Annotated in this window: 13 protein-coding genes and 2 pseudogenes; 7 read left to right on the forward strand and 8 right to left on the reverse strand. The window is 67.0% G+C overall.

Annotated features, from left to right (window positions below):
- Nucleotides 1-169: 169 nt before the first annotated feature.
- Both AC1D1G_RS16010 and AC1D1G_RS16015 read left to right on the forward strand, forming a co-directional pair.
- A pseudogene (locus tag AC1D1G_RS16010) lies at nt 170-355 on the forward strand (MFS transporter); the annotation flags it as partial.
- Nucleotides 356-631: 276 nt separating this feature from the next.
- The gene (locus AC1D1G_RS16015; protein WP_477952849.1) at nt 632-1,756 is read left to right on the forward strand and encodes a mandelate racemase/muconate lactonizing enzyme family protein; all 1,125 of its coding nucleotides are present in this window, start codon (nt 632-634) and stop codon (nt 1,754-1,756) included.
- An 89-nt stretch (nt 1,757-1,845) separates the two neighbouring features.
- Here AC1D1G_RS16015 and AC1D1G_RS16020 read toward each other — a convergent pair whose 3' ends face one another.
- From AC1D1G_RS16020 to AC1D1G_RS16035, 4 genes are all read right to left on the reverse strand, one after another.
- Complete coding sequence (locus AC1D1G_RS16020; RefSeq protein ID WP_477952851.1) at nt 1,846-2,589, reverse strand: HpcH/HpaI aldolase family protein; 744 nt, start codon at nt 2,587-2,589, stop codon at nt 1,846-1,848.
- 49 nt (nt 2,590-2,638) lie between these two features.
- Complete coding sequence (locus AC1D1G_RS16025; protein WP_477952853.1) at nt 2,639-4,360, reverse strand: dihydroxy-acid dehydratase; 1,722 nt, start codon at nt 4,358-4,360, stop codon at nt 2,639-2,641.
- A 124-nt stretch (nt 4,361-4,484) separates the two neighbouring features.
- On the reverse strand, nt 4,485-5,579 hold the full coding sequence (locus AC1D1G_RS16030) for an alcohol dehydrogenase family protein (RefSeq protein ID WP_477952854.1): 1,095 nt from the start codon (nt 5,577-5,579) through the stop codon (nt 4,485-4,487).
- Between the two features lie 53 nt (nt 5,580-5,632).
- Nucleotides 5,633-6,520, reverse strand: coding sequence for a fumarylacetoacetate hydrolase family protein (locus AC1D1G_RS16035; RefSeq protein ID WP_477952856.1), 888 nt, complete (start codon nt 6,518-6,520; stop codon nt 5,633-5,635).
- Between the two features lie 532 nt (nt 6,521-7,052).
- Here AC1D1G_RS16035 and AC1D1G_RS16040 point away from each other — a divergent pair.
- Nucleotides 7,053-8,435, forward strand: coding sequence for an MFS transporter (locus tag AC1D1G_RS16040; protein ID WP_477952857.1), 1,383 nt, complete (start codon nt 7,053-7,055; stop codon nt 8,433-8,435).
- Nucleotides 8,436-8,550: 115 nt separating this feature from the next.
- Here AC1D1G_RS16040 and AC1D1G_RS16045 read toward each other — a convergent pair whose 3' ends face one another.
- The 4 genes from AC1D1G_RS16045 to AC1D1G_RS16060 form a co-directional block, all read right to left on the reverse strand.
- The gene (locus AC1D1G_RS16045) at nt 8,551-9,354 is read right to left on the reverse strand and encodes an IclR family transcriptional regulator (protein WP_005249938.1); all 804 of its coding nucleotides are present in this window, start codon (nt 9,352-9,354) and stop codon (nt 8,551-8,553) included.
- A 142-nt stretch (nt 9,355-9,496) separates the two neighbouring features.
- Complete coding sequence (locus tag AC1D1G_RS16050) at nt 9,497-11,023, reverse strand: aldehyde dehydrogenase (NADP(+)) (RefSeq protein WP_477952858.1); 1,527 nt, start codon at nt 11,021-11,023, stop codon at nt 9,497-9,499.
- A gap of 66 nt (nt 11,024-11,089) precedes the next feature.
- Nucleotides 11,090-11,590 carry a flavin reductase family protein gene (locus tag AC1D1G_RS16055; protein ID WP_477952859.1) on the reverse strand — a complete coding sequence of 167 codons (501 nt, stop codon included), beginning with the start codon at nt 11,588-11,590 and terminating at the stop codon, nt 11,090-11,092.
- Between the two features lie 12 nt (nt 11,591-11,602).
- Nucleotides 11,603-12,958: a flavin monoamine oxidase family protein gene (locus tag AC1D1G_RS16060; RefSeq protein WP_477952860.1), complete on the reverse strand. Its 1,356-nt coding sequence runs from the start codon at nt 12,956-12,958 to the stop codon at nt 11,603-11,605.
- 641 nt (nt 12,959-13,599) lie between these two features.
- Between AC1D1G_RS16060 and AC1D1G_RS16065 the strand changes: the two genes are divergently transcribed.
- The 4 genes and pseudogenes from AC1D1G_RS16065 to AC1D1G_RS16080 all read left to right on the forward strand — a co-directional run.
- Nucleotides 13,600-14,937 (forward strand): MFS transporter, encoded by a 1,338-nt coding sequence (locus AC1D1G_RS16065; protein WP_280779448.1) that lies wholly within the window; start codon nt 13,600-13,602, stop codon nt 14,935-14,937.
- 119 nt (nt 14,938-15,056) lie between these two features.
- On the forward strand, nt 15,057-16,307 hold the full coding sequence (gene ribA / locus AC1D1G_RS16070) for a GTP cyclohydrolase II (protein WP_477952861.1): 1,251 nt from the start codon (nt 15,057-15,059) through the stop codon (nt 16,305-16,307).
- Nucleotides 16,308-16,398: 91 nt separating this feature from the next.
- Nucleotides 16,399-17,151, forward strand: coding sequence for an SDR family NAD(P)-dependent oxidoreductase (locus AC1D1G_RS16075; RefSeq protein ID WP_477952863.1), 753 nt, complete (start codon nt 16,399-16,401; stop codon nt 17,149-17,151).
- 43 nt (nt 17,152-17,194) lie between these two features.
- Nucleotides 17,195-17,564: pseudogene (locus AC1D1G_RS16080) on the forward strand (NAD-dependent malic enzyme); the annotation flags it as partial.

Consider the following 17,564-nt stretch of genomic DNA (forward strand, 5'->3'; position numbering starts at 1 on the left):
CCTCGGTGGCGGTGGCCGATGTAGGCATGGCCCAAGATTGCCTTGACGACCAACGAGGTCTCTGTCACACTTCAATCGCTGTGTTCGGTATATGAACACGTGCGGTGTGTGCTTTTTGTCTTGCTGCTTCTCCCCGGTGGCATGTTCATCGACGGCTACATCCTCGGCATCATCGGCACCGTCATCGGTGCTCCTGGGTCTGGGCACGTTGTTGCTGCCGTGGTCGATGCACAACCTCGGAGGCAGGGTGACGATGCTCATCGCCGCCGGCATCTGCGTCGTCGGTGCGTCGGTCTCTCAGGTTCTCGCCCCGGAGACGATGGGCCGCAACCTCAGCGAAACCTCGCCCCCGCACCTGAACCACCCCTTCCCCAGCAGCGGAGCGCCCGCGAAGACGACGTGGTCACCGCGGGCGCTCCGCGATCCCATCAGATCGACACGCCACCACGGTGTGGTAGCCGAGCCACGAAAGGGGCCATCGATTATTCGACCAGCACGGACGCGAAACCCGCTACTTCAGCACGTATTCGAAAGACGAACGGGACCCTCTCGCTGAAGCGGGAAGGGCTGACGTGTCGCGGCGGCCCGACAGACACAACGTACGAGAACAGATGATGAATAAGGAGAACAGGTGAAGATCTCGCAGATCGAACTCTTCCAGGTGGACTTGCCGTACTCGGGCGGTGTCTACCTGCTCTCGGGCGGCCGTTCGTACAGCTCGTTCGATGCCTCCATCGTCCGCATCACCACCGATGACGGCATCCAGGGTTGGGGCGAGAGCACACCGTTCGGCTCGACCTATATCGCCTCCCATGCTCTCGGCACCCGCGCCGGGATTGCGGAGATCGCACCGCACCTCCTCGGCCGGGACCCGCGTCAGGTCGACCGGATCAACGACGCCATGGACGAGGCACTCGTCGGCCACAACCACGCCAAGACCGCACTCGACGTGGCCTGCTGGGACGTCTTCGGCAAGTCCGTCGGACTTCCGGTCGCCGAACTCCTCGGCGGCCCGACCGGTGTTCCGATGCCGATGATCTCCTCGATCTACGCCGGTGAACCGGAGGAGATGCGCCGCCGGGTTGCCGACCACCGTGCCAAGGGATACCGCGGTCACTCCATCAAGATCGGTGCACTCGACAGCGAGGGTGGACCCGCGCTCGATGCGGAGCGGATCGCCGCGTCCCTGGCCGACAAGCAGCCCGGTGAGTTCTTCCTCGTCGACGCGAACGGTGGGATGCTGCCGGAGACCGCGCTGCGGATGCTGCGGATGCTGCCGCCGAACCTGGACTTCGTGCTCGAGGCCCCGTGTGCCACGTGGCGGGAGACGATCTCACTGCGCCAGCGCTGCCCGTACCCGATCATCATCGACGAACTCGCCCAGCAGGACGACGACATCGCCTTCGCCTCGGCACACGATGTCGCCGACGGGATCGGCCTGAAGATCTCCAAGGCCGGAGGTCTGACCCGGGGCCGTCGTCACCGCGACATCTGCCGCGCTGCGGGGATGACCGTCAGTGTGCAGGACACTGTCGGCTCGTCCATCGCGTTCGCGGCGATCGTGCAGCTCGGTGCCACCGTCCCGCCGCGCACCCTGCGGTGCGTCCTCAATTGCGAGGACATGGTCACGCTGCAGACCGCAAGGTTCGACGTACTGACCGAGAACGGTGGCATCCTGCCCCCTACCGCCCCCGGCCTCGGAATCGAGGTCGACGAGGCCGTGCTCGGCGACCCGGTCGCCGTGTGGAGCGCTTGAGGTAGCAGCGAGGCCCGCGTCGGGGTGGGTGTTGCCACTCACCCCGAGGCGGGCCTCGCTCCACGCAAGAACGTGTACGGCAACAGATGTCAGAGCCGGGCACCCTGTGCCGCATACGAAGCGCGCGCCTGCGCCAAGGCTGCTCGAGCTCCTTCGTGAAGTACTTCGTAGTCGGCGGCGAGAGAGACCGTCCGGATACCGTTTTCGGAGCAGGCTGTCGTCATCTCCTGACTTCCCCCGTAGGCGGCGACGTCCAGGCCGTGGCGGGTGCATGCCTCCACGATGGTGCGAACGGCATCGAAAGTAGCTCCGCCCAGCACATCCGAGGCGGAGCCGGCCAGGGACAACGTGAGGTCTGCGGTACCGATCAGAATCCCGTCGAGCCCGGGCGTCGCGCAGATGTCGTCGGCTTCGGCCAGGCCGTACGTGTCCTCGATCATCAGGTAGACCCGTTGAGGGGGTGCCGAGGCCGGCCGTAGTGCTGCCCGAATCGGTCCCCACGAGCGGTGCCCCTCGGGGGCGTAGCGGCAGAAGGCCACCGCCTCACGTGCCTGGGCGGCCGAGCCGATCTGCGGCACGACAACGACATCGGCCCCCATGTCGAGTGCCCAGTTCGCTTGTGCGTAGTTCGTCGCCTGCGTCCGTACCCAGGCCTCGGCGCCGGCGCCCTGCACGGCAGAGAGCAGGGGCACTACCGAGTCTGTTCCTATCGCGCCGTGCTGCAAATCGATGACGGCCCAATCGAATCCTGTTCGCACCATGAGTTCGGCAGCGAACACGGAGTCGAGTGTCAGCCATGCTCCGAGCGAAGGGGAGGGTGAGTTCGACGTCATTCTGTTGTACTCCATTCGGTGCATCTATCGGCGACCGTCCGCGAAGGCACTACCAACCTCCGTGCCAGCCGGCGGGGATCGAGCGCGGAGCCAGGTCCTGCGCGGCGCCGTCTGCGGGCATGAAGTCGAAGTCGCATCCTTGGTCGGCCTGCATGATGTGGTCGTTGACCAGCCGCAGGTATCCCCGCGAGGGACTGTCCGGCGCGGTCGCCGGGGCTCGCCGGTGGAACTCGTCGTCGGGAACATCCACAGCGAGCAGCCGCTGATCGACGTCGAGCACTACCGGATCACCGGTGCGGAGCTTGCTCAGCGGCCCGCCCGCGGCCGACTCCGGCGCGACGTGCACGGCTACCGTGCCGAACGCCGTTCCGCTCATTCGGCCGTCCGAGATGCGCACCATGTCGGTGACCCCTCGACGCAGAATCTTCGCGGGTAGCGGCAGTGCTCCCCATTCGGGCATTCCGGGTCCTCCGACGGGACCGGCATTGCGCAATACCAGCACGGTGTCCGGTGTGACATCGAGGTCCGGGTCGTCGATGCGGTGGCTGAGCTCGTGGTGATTTTCGAAGACGAGCGCCGGGCCTCGGTGCCGCAACAACGCTCGTGTCGCGGCACTGGTCTTGATCAGCGCACCGTCGGGGGCGAGGTTGCCCCGCAGCACCGCGATGCCCCCAGTGGAGGCGAACGGCGTGTCGAGCGAGGACAGGACGACGTCGTCGACCGGGCTGGGGCGGGCCCCGGCCAGTAGCGGCTCGCCGGTCACGGTGAGCGCGGTGGGGTCGAGCAGCGGGGCCAGCCGGTCGAGGACCGCGGGGATGCCGCCGACGGCGTTGAGGCGCGAGAACAACTCCTCGCCGCTCGGTCGCAGGTTGGCGATCAGCGGTGTCCGGGAGGAGATCTCGTCGAAGCGATCCAAGGCGAGCGGGACCCCGGCCCGGCGGGCGATCGCGAGCAGGTGGACCACCGCGTTCGTGGAGCCACCGAGCGCCATGAGGGTGGTGATCGCGTTGTCGAAGGCGGCCGCGGTAAGGATCTGCGACGGCCGAAGGTCGCTGCGGGCCAGGGTCACGGCGCGCTCGCCGGTCGCTTCACCGAACGCGTAGCGCCGGGAATTCGTGGCCGGTATCGTCGCGCTCCCCGGCAGGGCCATACCCAGAGCTTCGGTGAGTGCGGCCATGGTGGACGCGGTGCCGAGTTCCGGGCAGTGCCCCACCGACGGCATGGATGCCGCCTCGAGCTCGTCGAAGTCGGACTGACTCATCCGCCCGGCACGCAGTTCGTTGACGTACCCCCACAGGTCGGTTCCGACACCGAGTTCCCGGCCCCGGAAGATCGCGGGGTTCGCCGGGCCRCCGGTGAGGGCGATCGCCGGCACGTCGGCACCGGCCGCACCCATGAGCTGCGCGGGAACGGTCTTGTCGCAGCCGCCGAGCAGTACGACGGCGTCGATCGGGTACGCCCGGATGGACTCCTCGACCTCCATCGCCACCAGGTTGCGGTACAGCATCGCGGTCGGTTTCATCAGGCTCTCGCCCAGGCTCATGGTCGGAAACTCGACGGCGATGCCGCCGGCCCGGGCGACGCCGCGCTTCACGGCGTCGGCGAGTCCCCTCAGGTGGAAGTTGCAGCTCACCAGGTCCGACCACGAATTGCAGATGCCGATCACCGGGCGCCCGTCGAGGGTGTGCCTGTCCATACCGGTGGCCGCGATCGAGGAGCGATGCAGGAAGCCGGCCAGATCGTCGCGCGCGAACCACCGATCGCTCCTCATCCTGGAACCCCCGCCGCGGAACAATGAGCGGTCGAGCGCTGAGGGAGGCGGAAACATCTGTCGGACATGTAATCCCAGTTCTGTACCGGTAGCGGGTGGAGCAGCGGAGGTCGGCCGGGCTCGGTCACTTCTCTGGGGTCGGTGGAACCAGCACCAGTTTGCCGGTGTGCTTCTTGGCAAGGAAATCTTCTTGCGCGCGAACGATGTCGGACAACGGATAGGTGGCCGAGACGACCGGACGGATTTCATCCCGCTCGATGTATCCGATGAGGTTCTCGAACACGACGTCGACCTGGAAGGTGCACCCGTACAGCGTGAGGTCCCGGAGGTAGACCGTGCGCAGGTCGATCTCGGAGATCGGCCCACCGATGGCACCGGCAATGGCATAGCGCCCACCCGTGCGCAACACGTCGAGCAGTTGAGGCCACTGCGGTCCCACGACGAGGTCGATCACCACATCCACCGATCCTGCACCGAGCGCTCCGATCAGATCGGCTCCCCGCTCGATGATCTGGTCGGCGCCCTGCGCCTTCACCTCTGCCGCCTTGTCGGGCGAGCAGACGGCGACCACCGTGGCGCCGCGGCGTTTCGCGAGCTGCACCGCAGCGAGGCCCACACCGCCCGATGCGCCGGTGATCAGCACGCGTTCGGCTCCGACCGCGGCACGGTGCAGCATGTTCTCGGCGGTCGAGTACGCGCACGGTAGCGCCGCGAGCTCGGCGTCGCTCCAGTCGCAGTCGACCGCGTAGGTCTCCCGTGCCGGTGCCACCGCGTACTGCGCGAAGCCGCCGTCGACCTCACTACCGAAGGTCCAGCATTCGTAGGGGCGGTAGTCGACGTAGCTGCGCAGCATGGTGCTCACGAGGACCCGTTCACCGATGCGGTGCGGGGAGACACCGTCGCCGACCGCGACAATGCGCCCGCACACGTCCGCCCCCTGGATTCGGGGGAATTTCAGGGTCGTGCCGGACCAGCTGGCGTCGTCGTCGTCGACCGACTCGAAGCCGCTCGCGCCACCGGAGCTCGTCTCGGAGGTGATCGTCTTCGAATACCACCCGATGCGGGTGTTGATGTCGGTGTTGTTGATCCCGGCGGCGGCGACCTCGATCAACACCTCGCCCTGATCGGCTCGAGGGACAGGGACGTCGGTGCGGTACTCGAGCTTGTCGAGCCCTCCGTGTCCGGTCAGGAGAACTGCGGTCATGTGTTCCGGCAACAAGGTTCGCTCCTTCTGCGTTTCAGGGGATGTGCGCCGTGGCAGGTGTACCCCGATCACACCAGCGCGGCGACCGGTTCTCTGGAGGTGAAGGTCTGGACGAGTTCGCCGATGTCGGTGATACGACTACGCAGCACGTCACCGGGGGCGAGGAACCGCTGTGGTGTCCGGCCCACCCCCACACCGGCGGGCGTTCCCGTGAACACCACGTCGCCGGGATAGAGCTCGAGGGTGTGCGACAGGTGCTCGATCAACGCCGGAACCGGGAAGATCATCTGCGCGGTACGTCCGAACTGGACGAGTTCGCCGTTGATTCCGGCCTCCAGCGTGAGATCGTTCGGATCGTCGAATTCGTCGATCGTCACCAAAGCAGGTCCGATCGGGGCGAACCCGCGATGCGACTTCGCCAGGCTGAACTGCGGAACCGGTCCGGCCAACTGCCGGCCGCGGTCGGACAGATCCTGCCCGACGGACAACCCCGCGACGGACTCCCATGCCCGATCGGCCGGGATGTTGCGTCCACCCCGGCCGATCACGACCACGAGTTCGACCTCCCAGTCCACTGTTTCCGAGGGAAGAGGCACCGTCGTGACCGGGCCCGAGATCGCCGACGCGAACTTGGTGAAGATCACCGGCGACTCGGGTCGCTCCACCCCGGACTCGGCCGCGTGGTCGGCATAGTTCAACCCGACGGCGAACACCTGGCGCGGCGCCGGCACCGGCGACCCGATCCGTCCCGGGTCGATCCCGCCGCAGTGCGTCGGGGTGATTCTGTCTCGGTTACCCGTGTACCAGGTAACGAACTCCGCCCACCGCTCGTAGATCTTCTGCGGTTCGGACGAAAAGTAGCCGTGGCTCTCCGCCTCGACATCGACGGGGCCGCTCCGCGTCGAAACCTGGAGGCGGCCGTCGAGATTGATCAGCCGCATCTGAAACTCTCCCATCGTCTGCGCTGCGTGGCCGATTCCGCAGACCGGGGACGAGACCGTCCCGCGACTGGGACCTGGTGTGCGCGGCTCTCACTTTGTGAACAGTGCGTTCATTCTTCGTGGTTGATGAATAGTGCGGTGTAGGTCACAGCTTGTCAAGGTGGGCGACGACCCGGCCGCTCGCGCCACCCACCTCGGCAGGCGGCAGGGCCTGGGCATTCCATTTCGCGACACTGTCGATTTGTGCTGTCGAAACCGGGCTTTTGGAAGTTCACACCCTCGGTCCGCATCCCGCGCGGCCGGCATCCCCCTGAAGCGAGAGCAGGGTTCGTCGCAGCTGTGAGGAACTGGGGTCTTGACGGTTCATGAGGTGCATGTCACAATTTTGATCGTGGCGTTCACTTATTGAACGTTTGCAATGTCGGTGGTTGAACACGGTGCCGCCGACACACGCGCACACTTCATCCCCGCCTTTCCCCGCCCCGGACGGCATTCGCACCGTCCACGTCGGCTGTCATGTCGACGCGCACCAGCAAGGAGTGACCTGGTGACGATTACCAACACGGATTCCGTCGGAGAGTATGAGGACGGCCCGGTCGGCACGAAGGCCGACCCAGGGCCGGTCGACAAGAAGCGATTCCTGGTCAAACTGACCGGTGTGATCGCCGGTGGCATGTTCATCGACGGTTACATCCTCGGCATCGTCGGCACCGTCATCGGTGCCATCACCCTCGATTTGGATATGTCGCTGTACTGGGAGGGGCTGATCGGCGCCTCCGCGCTGATCGGCATCTTCGTCGGCGGCCCCCTCGGCGGTTGGCTGGCCGACAAACTCGGCCGCAAGCCGCTGTTCGCGATCGACCTGGCGATCTTCATCCTCGGATCGGTTATGCAGTTCTTCGTCGACTCGGCCTGGCAACTGTTCGCCGTCCGGTTGCTGATGGGCATCGCGATCGGGGCCGACTACTCCGTCGGCTGGCCGCTGCTCTCCGAATTCGCCCCCCGACGGTTGCGCGGCAAACTGCTGGCCTATTGCGAGGTCGCCTGGTACGTCGGCTTCATGTTCGCCTTCGTCTCCGGCTTCCTGATGACCACCGTGTGGTCCCTCGACTGGCGCATCGTGCTCGGCTCGAGCACCGTTCCGGCGGTGATCTTGTTCCTGGCCCGGTTGGGCATGCCCGAATCCCCGCGCTGGCTGATGAACAAGGGGCGCACCGAAGACGCAACCGAGATCGCCCACGCCTACCTCGAGGACCYGTCCGACGTCGTCGACATCGCCAACGAGGGCACCCGCAAGGGCACCTTCGGGATGCTGTTCTCCCCGGCCTACCGGCGGGCGACAATCTTCATCTCGATCTTCTGGTTCTGCGCGGTGGCACCGTATTTCGCGATCGCCACGTTCGCAGCCAGTGTGCTGGAGGGCTACGGACTCGGTGACGGACTCGTCGGCGCCATCGGGGTCAACGGCCTCGCCCTGGTCGGCGTCATGGTCTCGGTCCTGCTCATCGAACGTGTCGGCCGGCGGAAGCTGACCATCCCGCAGCAGTGGGTCTGCGCGGTGGTCCTGCTGATCATCGGATTGTGGTCGTCCGCGCCGCCCGCGGTGGTGCTGATCTGCTTCTTGGTCTTCGCGTTCGCCAACGCCATGTCCACCGCCCTGACCGGGGTTTACCCGGGGGAGATCTTCCCGACCGAGATCCGTGGCCTGGGAACCGGTTTCGCGACCGCGTTCAGCCGCGTCGGTGCAGGCCTGGGCACCTTCCTGCTGCCCTGGTCGATGCACAACCTCGGCGCCGGGATCACGATGCTGATCGCCGCCGGCATCTGCGTCGTCGGCGCCGCAGTCTCCCAGGTCCTCGCCCCGGAAACGATGGGCCGCAACCTGAGCGAAACCTCGGCCCCCCGCGTCGGTCAGCCCGCACGAACCTGACCGAAACGCCCCCAAGCGGAATCACGAGAGGCATCCGCCGAGAGCACCGGGAACCGGAGTCCGTACCAGGGCTCCGGTTTCTCGGTGATTCACCCAGAATGGCTGATCGGCGGGACTATTCGCCCACCGCGTCCTGCCAGAACACCTCGACGAGGCGCTCTACGATGGCCTGCATCTGCTGGAGCGCTTCGGGAATGCGGTCGCGCCCGAAGCGGTAGCGGGGGCTGTTGAGCGTCAAGATCGCCACCAGCGTGCCGGAGGAGTCCCGCACCGGCCGCGACAGCGAAATCAGTTCTTCTTCGAGTTCGTTGTCGATGATGCCGAACCCCTGCTCGCGGACCTGATCGAGTTCCCGGAGCAGAACGGCACGATCGGTGATGGTGTGGGGCGTATAGGCCTCGAGCTTCTCGGGCAGCAGCGCGAGCACCTTGTCCAGCGGCATCTCGGCGAGCAGTACCTTGCCGGTGGAGCTGGCGTGCAGCGGATATTGCTGGCCGACCATGTGCGATGACATGCGGCTCATGATCCCGACCACGTGCGAGCCGGCGGCCTCGGCGACCAGGTCCAGGCCGTCCTGCGAATTCGGCACCGACAGCGTCACCGATTCGTTGAACTTGTCGGCCAGCTCCTGCAGCAGCGGTTGCGCGCGCGCGACGAGTCCGGCGTAGGGGTCGGCGCGCCGTCCGAGGCGGGCCATTTCCCAGCCGAGGATGTAGTTGTTGTCGATTCGGTCCACGAGCCCGGTGCGTTCGAGACTGTAGAGCAGACGGAACGCGGTGGGCCGGGAGATCCCGACCCCCTTCGCGAGCGTGGTCACGGTGGCGCCGGTGCGCGGGTGCGCGGCCAACTCCCGTAGCAGCCGAACCGCTTTGGTCACCGACTTGTTCGTCATCTCCGTCGGTTCGGGTACTTCGCTCATGCCACCCCTTTGTCGCGTCGGTGCGCACCACACCCTCGGGTGCGCGCTTCCACGACCACTCTACCGCCCCGGCGTTCATATAGTGAACGCCGGGGCGGCTGGGTGGGGCACTCTCGGGCGCATACCGCGCGCTCGTCGGTTGTCAGGACTGGGCGCGGCCCCAAGTGGACGATTCGCCGGCAGAGTTGACCGTGCGGGGGATCTCGAGGGGGTTGCGTTCCTGAATCGGTGCGGGCAGGAGCACTTCCGGGGCGTCCTGGTAGGTGACCGGGCGCAGGAATCGGCGGATCGCAGTGGTGCCCACCGAGGTATGCGAGACCGCGGTGGTGGCGGGGTAGGGGCCGCCGTGGTGCTGGGCGGGGGTGACCGCGACGCCGGTGGGCCACCCGTTGAACACCAGTCGCCCGGCGCGGGTGGCGGCGATCCGGGTGATCCTGCGGAGCTGGTCGCGTTCGTCGGGGGTCGGTTCTGTGCGGGTGTGGACGGTCACGGTGAGGGTGCCGTCGACACCGTTCAGGACTCGGTTCACCTCGTCCTCGGAGCCGTACTCCGCGATGATCGCGGCGGGGCCGAAACTCTCCTCGAGCAGCGTGTCCGCCTGGGCGACCAACTGCTCGGCGGTCGTGCGTAGCAGCGTCGGGGTGACCTCGGGTACCCCACTCTCGCCGGTCGATGCGGTGCCCTTGACGAGGACCTCGACGCCGGGTGCCGCGGCGGCCGCCTCGATCCGATGGTGGTAACCCTCGGCGATCTTCGCGGTGAGCATCCGCGCCGCGGGCACCTGCTGGGAGAGGGCGGTGATCTGTTCGGTGATCGGCGATCCGGCAGGCACCAGCAGGATGCCGGGCTTCGTGCAGAACTGTCCGGCTCCGAGGGTGAACGAACCGACGAAGCCGGACGCGATCGCCTCGGCACGCTCGTCGAGTGCACCGGCGGTGACGACGGCCGGGTTGACGCTGCCGAGTTCACCGAAGAAGGGGATCGGGTTGGGTCGGGCGGCGGCGATGTCGAACAGGGCACGGCCACCGGCGACGGACCCGGTGAAGGCGGCAGCGGCGATCCGCGGGTCCTCGAGGGCACGGGTGCCGGCCCGGAAACCGCTGATCAGCGCAAACGTGCCGTCGGGGGCGCCGGCCGCGGACAGTGCCCCGGCGACGACCTCGGCGGTGGCGGCGGAGGTGCGGGGGTGGCCGGGATGGGCCTTGAGCACCACCGGGCAGCCGGCAGCGAGCGCCGAGGCGGTGTCGGTGCCGGCGACGGAGAACGCGAAGGGGAAGTTGCTGGCGGCGAAGACCAGGACCGGGCCCACGGGGATCTGATACCGGCGCAGGTCCGGGCGGGCGCCGAGGACGAAGTCGGGATCTGCGCGGTCGATGATCACGTCCAGGAAGGTGCCGTCGATCAGTTCCTCGGCGAACATCCGCAACTGCACACAGGTGCGGTTCAGTTCACCGCTCAACCGAGCCTGGGGAAGCCCGGTTTCGGTGAGGGCCTCGGCGACCAGCGCTTCCGCGTGCGCCTCGAGGGCGTCGGCGATCGCGACGAGCACAGCAGCGCGACCGTGGGGGGTGCGGTCCTCCCAGAGCGGTGCGGCGGCGGCCGCGGCGTCGAGGAGACGGTCGAGCTGTGCGTCGGTGGTGTCCTGCTCGATCGAACGGGTGTCAGTCATGAAATGCGAAATCCTTTTCTGAGTTCGAGGCTCGCGCCGGAGTGCGGCGCAGCCGGGGTGTGTGGGTCAGGCGGCGGTGAGTTGCCGGATTCCACCGAGTCGGCCCTGATGGAAAACGAGAGGCTCGCCGTGTCCGGTGTCCATCTGCAACACCCGGGCGATGACGATGACGTGGTCGCCGCCGTCGAGTTCGTGGGTGACCTCGCAGTCGACGAACGCATGCGCCCCGTCGATCCGGGGTGATCCGGCCTCGGAGAGGGACCAGTCGATGTCGGCGAACTTGTTGGGCTGCTTGCTCGAGAGTGCGCGGCAGACCGATTCCTGGCCGGCGGAGAGGACGCTGGCGCACAGTCGTCCTGCGGCCCGGACCTTCGGCCAACTGGTGGAGGTGTGCGCGACACTGAAGCTGACCAACGGCGGATCCAGCGACAACGACTGGAAGGTACCGACCACCAGGCCGCACGGGTACTCCGCGTCGGCGGTGATGCCGGACAGGGCGACCACACCGGTGGGCAGGTTCCCCATCACATTCCGGTAGTGCGCCTGGTCGATGGTGGAAGTAGGCATGATGACTCCTTGTCAGATCGTGGTGCCGGCCCCGGCAGCGGCGCGGGCGGAGTGGTCGGGGTGCAGTTCGGTGGCGACGTCTCGTGCGGCACGCAGCGCACTCTCGATGGCGCCGTCGATGAATCCGGCCCACAGATTGGCGATGTCACTGCTCGCGAAGTGCRGGACGCCTTCGGTAGCTTGCTGCGCGCCCAGGTAGCGAGTGACCTGGTTCGGGCGGTGCATCATCCAGGTCTCCCGCGAGTACGGGTCGCTCATCCAGTCGTGTCCGGTCACCTCGAGGACATCGAGATCGTCACGCCAGACGGTCAGTGCCCGCTGCACGGCATCGCGATCGTTCGGATCCAGCCGCGTCGAGTCGGCGCCGAACGCCACCAGGACCGCGTCGTCGTCGCCGAGGTATTCGGTGCGCACGACCGACAGCGGGTGGGCGGCGGAGGAGTACGCGAAGAACGGGGCGATCGGACCCCGCACCCGGATCCAGCACTTGACGCCGCGTGAGGCCGCCTTCTCCTTGCTTGCGGAGAGCTTGCCGTCGTTGAGCGGTGGGGTGACGGAGAGATCGCCGAGGATGTTCTGGGGAACGGTGATCACGACTCGACGCGCCGTGATCACGTGACCGTCGCTCAGGTGCACGTGAGCGCGTTCGGCGTCGTGATCGATGCGGGTGACCTCCGCGCCGGTGCGCAGTTCCGCGGTGGTGTCGGCGGCGATCGCCGCCACCAGGGCCTGGGTGCCGGCGGCGAGGCGGAATACTGCCGACGCCTCGTGCATCAAATGCCACGAGCCGGCGGCGGCGGCGGTCCACCGCAGGGCGGTGGTGAAKGCCCCCTCGGTGAGAGGGCCATTGAAGTGGCCGACCCACGCCGCCTCGTTCGCCTGGTATTCGTCCTCGCTCAGCTGTAATCGGTCGAGCATGTCCTGCACGCTGTACCGGTCGATATTCGCGAGCTCGGGTGCTGCCGGCGGCAGATCGGGCCGGGGGACGAACTTCATGGTGTCGGCGAGCAGCCGACGCATACCGGGATCGATCAGTTCCATGAATTGATCGAGCGTGCCGGTGCGCACCTGGTCGCCGGCGAGCCAGTACGCCTGCTCCGCGCGCGGTCCGCGGGTCACCTCGAGTCCGTATCGGGTGATTTCGGCCCACACGTGCGGCTGCACCCAGTGCATCCAGGTGCCGCCGATCTCGAGGTCCCGACCGAGACGATGGTCGGTCCACACCCGTCCGCCGAGCCGGTCGCGCGCTTCGAGCACCACGACACTCAGTCCTGTGCCGGACAGTTCCCGGGCGGCGATCAACCCGGCGATGCCGCCGCCGACCACGACGACATCGGCTTCGTGCTGCTGGTGGGCATTGTCCGCCATATCCACTCCTCACCGCCGTGAACTCAGGGGACGGATTCGGGACCCCTGCGTACGCGTGATGTTCATAAACTGAACGTCTCGTTCAAAACCTCTCGCCATTGATCCTGAGCTGTAGGTCACAATCTGTCAAGAGCGACGGACGCCGGGCGTGTGCCGGGCGGAGCGCGCTCAGGGGAAGCATGCGTACAGCCCGCACTCGAGCGACGCAGCCCCCGGCCAATCACCGACCCACGACCGCACGGGCCCAGGCGCTGGCGACTTGGGATGTGTACCGAATTCCCAGCTGGCGCCATAAGTGGGGCGCGATCCGCCGGCGCCGACCGCGAGGCGGCACGCCCGGATTCATCGCGCGTCCCGGGACAGGTCTTGACGCGCCCTGAGTCCCATGTCACACTTTTGACCACATCGTTCAGTTTATGAACACGCAGCACGGTTGCGCTGCAGCGCCCTACCGATAGAGCCCATCCCACCGACCCGCAGTCGCCGGAGATCCCTCGGATTCCGCGGCCGTGCACCATTTCACGAAGGTTGTGACAACACGTGCGAACATCTGCTTCCCGCCCATCCGCCACTGCGCACGGCGATTGCCCACCGTCGTCGGTCGTGATCGCCATGCCCAAGCGCACGAGCGAGGAGGCCTGATGACCATCACGAACAACGAGGCCGTGGACATCGGCCAACAGTCAGTCGACAAGCAGCGCTTCCTGGTCAAGCTGACCGGTGTCATCGCCGGCGGCATGTTCATCGACGGTTACATCCTCGGCATCATCGGCACCGTCATCGGGGCCATCACCCTCGATCTCGGCATGTCGCTGTTCTGGGAGGGGCTGATCGGGGCGTCCGCGCTGATCGGCATCTTCATCGGCGGCCCCCTCGGTGGCTGGCTCGCCGACAAACTCGGCCGCAAGCCGCTGTTCACGATCGATCTGGCGATCTTCACCGTCGGTTCGGTCCTGCAGTTCTTCGTCGACTCGACGTGGCAGCTGTTCCTGGTCCGGCTTCTGATGGGCGTCGCGATCGGCGCCGACTACTCGGTCGGCTGGCCACTGCTCGCCGAATTCGCTCCCGCCCGTCTGCGCGGCCGGTTGATGGCCTGCAACGAGGTCGCCTGGTACCTCGGATTCATGACGGCCTTTATCGCCGGCTTCCTGATGACCACCGTGTGGTCCCTCGACTGGCGCATCGTGCTCGGCTCGAGCACTCTGCCCGCCGTCATCCTGCTCCTGGCCCGGTTGGGTATGCCCGAATCCCCGCGCTGGCTGATGAACAAGGGCCGCACCGAAGAGGCAACCGAGATCGCCCATACGTATCTCGAAGACCCCGCCGACGTCCTCGACATCACCAACGAGCAAACCCGCAAGGGCACCTTCGGGATGTTGTTCTCCCCGGCCTACCGGCGCGCGACGATCTTCATCTCCGTGTTCTGGTTCTGCGTGGTGGCACCGTACTTCGCCATCGCCACCTTCGCGGCCAGCGTGCTCGCCGACTACGGTCTCGGTGACGGACTCGTCGGCGCCCTGGGGGTCAACGGCCTCGCCCTCGCCGGTGTGGTTGTTTCGGTCCTGCTCATCGAACGCATCGGCCGGCGGAAGCTGACCATCCCGCAGCAGTGGGTGTGCGCCGCGGTCCTGGCCGCCATCGGGCTGTGGACCTCTGCACCGCCGGTACTGGTGCTGATCGGCTTCCTGGTCTTCGCGTTCGCCAACGCCATGTGCACCGCGCTGACCGGTGTCTACCCGGGTGAGATCTTCCCGACCGAGATCCGCGGCCTCGGTACGGGTTTCGCGACCGCGTTCAGCCGCGTCGGCGCCGGTCTGGGCACGTTCCTGCTGCCCTGGTCGATGCACAACCTCGGCGCGGGCACCACGATGCTCATCGCCGCCGGCATCTGCGTCGTCGGCGCCTCGGTCTCCCAGCTCCTCGCCCCGGAAACGATGGGCCGCAGCCTCAGCCAAACCTCCGCTCCGCACCAGCGGTAACCACCCACAATCCCGAGCGCGGAGTCGTCGGGCCGACAACGATGTCAGCCCGCGACTCCGCCTCGACCCAGAACGTCCCACCACACTCCGTGTGTTCGCCAAGGAAGGAGCCAGCGATCATGTCGACCATCTCGGACGCGGTCACCGCACTGGCAAACAAGGGAATGGCCCTCGTCGTCGACGACGAGGACCGCGAGAACGAGGGCGACCTGATCATGGCCGCCGAATACGCGAGCACCGATGCGGTCGCGTTCTTCCTCGAACACACATCCGGGTTTCTCTGCGTCGCCATCGACGAGGCCCGCGCCGGCAAGCTCGGTCTCGACCTGATGGTCCCCGACAACACCGAAGCCCACAACACTGCCTTCCTGGTCAGCGTCGACTACCGGCACGGCACCACCACGGGAATCAGTGCGGGCGATCGCGGCGCCACCATCCGGGCACTGGCCGACCCCGCCCTGCACCCCGCCGACCTCGCCAGGCCCGGCCACGTGATGCCGCTGCTCGCGAAGCCCGGAGGTGTTCTCGAGCGCCCGGGGCACACCGAAGCCGGAGTCGACCTGTGCCGCATGGCCGGGCTCAGCGGCGCCGCCCTGCTCTGTGAGATCGTCACCCCCGACCGGCGCGAGATGATGCGCCGCGACGACCTCCGGCAACTCGCGGCACGGCACTCGATCCCGATGATCTCCATCGCCGAACTGCGCGCCTGGCGCTCACGCGCGGCGAGCACGGTGACACCGCTGCGCCACAGTGCCGCCCGCTCCGAGAACATCGTTCTCCGGTCCGGTCGCAGCACCCTGCCGACCGAGGTCGGGACATTCGACGCGCTCGCCTATCAAGCACCCGGCAACGGCGTCGAGCACCTGGCCCTGGTGATGGGTGACGTTGCCGCCGACGACGCCCCGCTGGTCCGGCTGCACAGCGAATGCATCACCGGTGACCTCGCCGGCTCCCTGCGCTGCGACTGCGGCCCCCAGTTCCGATCCGCCATGAGCGCGATCGCCGACGCCGGCACCGGCGTCCTGATCTACCTTCGCGGACACGAAGGCCGCGGAATCGGCCTGGGTCACAAACTGCGCGCCTACGAACTCCAGCAACATGAGGGCCTCGACACCATCGACGCCAACGTCAGTCTCGGCCTGCCGGTCGACAGCCGCGACTACCGCGTCGCCTGCGAAATCCTCGACGACCTGAGGGTGGGCCGAGTGCGGCTGATGACGAACAACCCCGACAAGGTTCGGGCCCTGAGCGATCACGGCATCACCGTCGCCGAACAAATCCCACACGAGTCGTCACCGACCGTCTACAACCGGTCGTATCTGACCACCAAACGCGACCGCATGGGGCACACCCTGCAGCGGCTCGGATGACAGCCGTCGCCGTGGCCGGAGCCCAGCGGATCCTCGCCGACACCGGCGCACCCTGACGATCGAGTTATCCCAGAAGGACGGACTAGCCCTGGTGGACTCCATTCCGCTGAACCCGCAGACTCCACCCGCACGAGACAGACTGGTTCTGGTCACCGGCGTCGAACAGCCTGAGGGCGCCTATGCTGCCCGCACTCTCGGCACGCACGGATTCGACGTCATCGCACACAGTTTCATTTCGGAGGCGGCCGAACAGATCGCCCACGACATCACCGGCATCGGTGGCCGCGCGACCGCCGCCGTCGCCGATCTCACCATCCACGGGGAGGTCGACCGGCTGTTCACCGGCATCGAAGACACCCACGGCCATATCGACACCGTCGTTCACGCCGCCTGGATCCCCGGACCCGAATCCACCGGCACGCCACTCCAATCGATCCATCCCCACGACTGGGACCGATTCCTCCACGCTCACCTGCGGATGCTGTTCACAACCGTGCGCCGGGCAATGCAGTCGATGAGTGACCGCAACCGCGCGGGATCGATCGTCACCATCGTCGGCGTGAACCGAACAGAGACTGGCACAGGGGTATCCACCCTGGCCCGTCAGGTGATCGACGGCGCGATCGAGGCCTTCACCGCCGCCGCGGCACACGACATCAGCGCACGAACCCTACAGGTCAACACCATCCGCTTGGTCGACGAACTCCCGTCACCCGCTTTCCCCGACGAGCACATCACTCCGGATTTCGACACCGCCCTCGTCTTTCTCGCCGACCCCGCCCACCACAGCTGGTCCGGCAAGGTGCTCTCCGCGCCCGCGGCCCGGTTCGCCGCCGTGCACTGAAATCCCACCACCGAGTCCCTCCCAATACCTTTGGAGTACACCCGTGACTGTCGTGTCCGAACCCACCACACCGCAGAAGGTCGAGCTTACGGCGGAGGAGATCTTCGCCGGGCATCTCGGCGGCAAGTTGTCCGTCGAACTGACCGCCCCGCTCGACACCCAGCGTGATCTGTCCATCGCCTACACCCCGGGTGTCGCGCAGGTTTCCCGCGCCATCGCCGCCGATGAAACCCTCGCCGACCGGTACACCTGGACCAGCCGCCTGGTGGTCGTCGTCTCCGACGGCTCCGCGGTACTCGGTCTCGGGGACATCGGCCCGCGGGCCTCGCTTCCCGTGATGGAGGGCAAGTCCGCCCTGTTCAAGAACTTCGCGGGCCTGAACTCGATCCCGCTGGTCCTGGACACCAAGGACC

It is taken from the genome of Rhodococcus sp. P3_B8 (genome assembly GCF_056402775.1).

Bases quoted from the DNA above. Each gene is read 5' to 3' on its own strand.
- AC1D1G_RS16055 (WP_477952859.1), bottom strand. From the start codon at position 11,590: ATGCCTACTTCCACCATCGACCAGGCGCACTACCGGAATGTGATGGGG.
- AC1D1G_RS16020 (WP_477952851.1), bottom strand. From the start codon at position 2,589: ATGACGTCGAACTCACCCTCCCCTTCGCTCGGAGCATGGCTGACACTC.
- AC1D1G_RS16035 (WP_477952856.1), bottom strand. From the start codon at position 6,520: ATGGGAGAGTTTCAGATGCGGCTGATCAATCTCGACGGCCGCCTCCAG.
- AC1D1G_RS16045 (WP_005249938.1), bottom strand. From the start codon at position 9,354: ATGAGCGAAGTACCCGAACCGACGGAGATGACGAACAAGTCGGTGACC.
- AC1D1G_RS16065 (WP_280779448.1), top strand. From the start codon at position 13,600: ATGACCATCACGAACAACGAGGCCGTGGACATCGGCCAACAGTCAGTC.
- AC1D1G_RS16050 (WP_477952858.1), bottom strand. From the start codon at position 11,023: ATGACTGACACCCGTTCGATCGAGCAGGACACCACCGACGCACAGCTC.
- ribA (WP_477952861.1), top strand. From the start codon at position 15,057: ATGTCGACCATCTCGGACGCGGTCACCGCACTGGCAAACAAGGGAATG.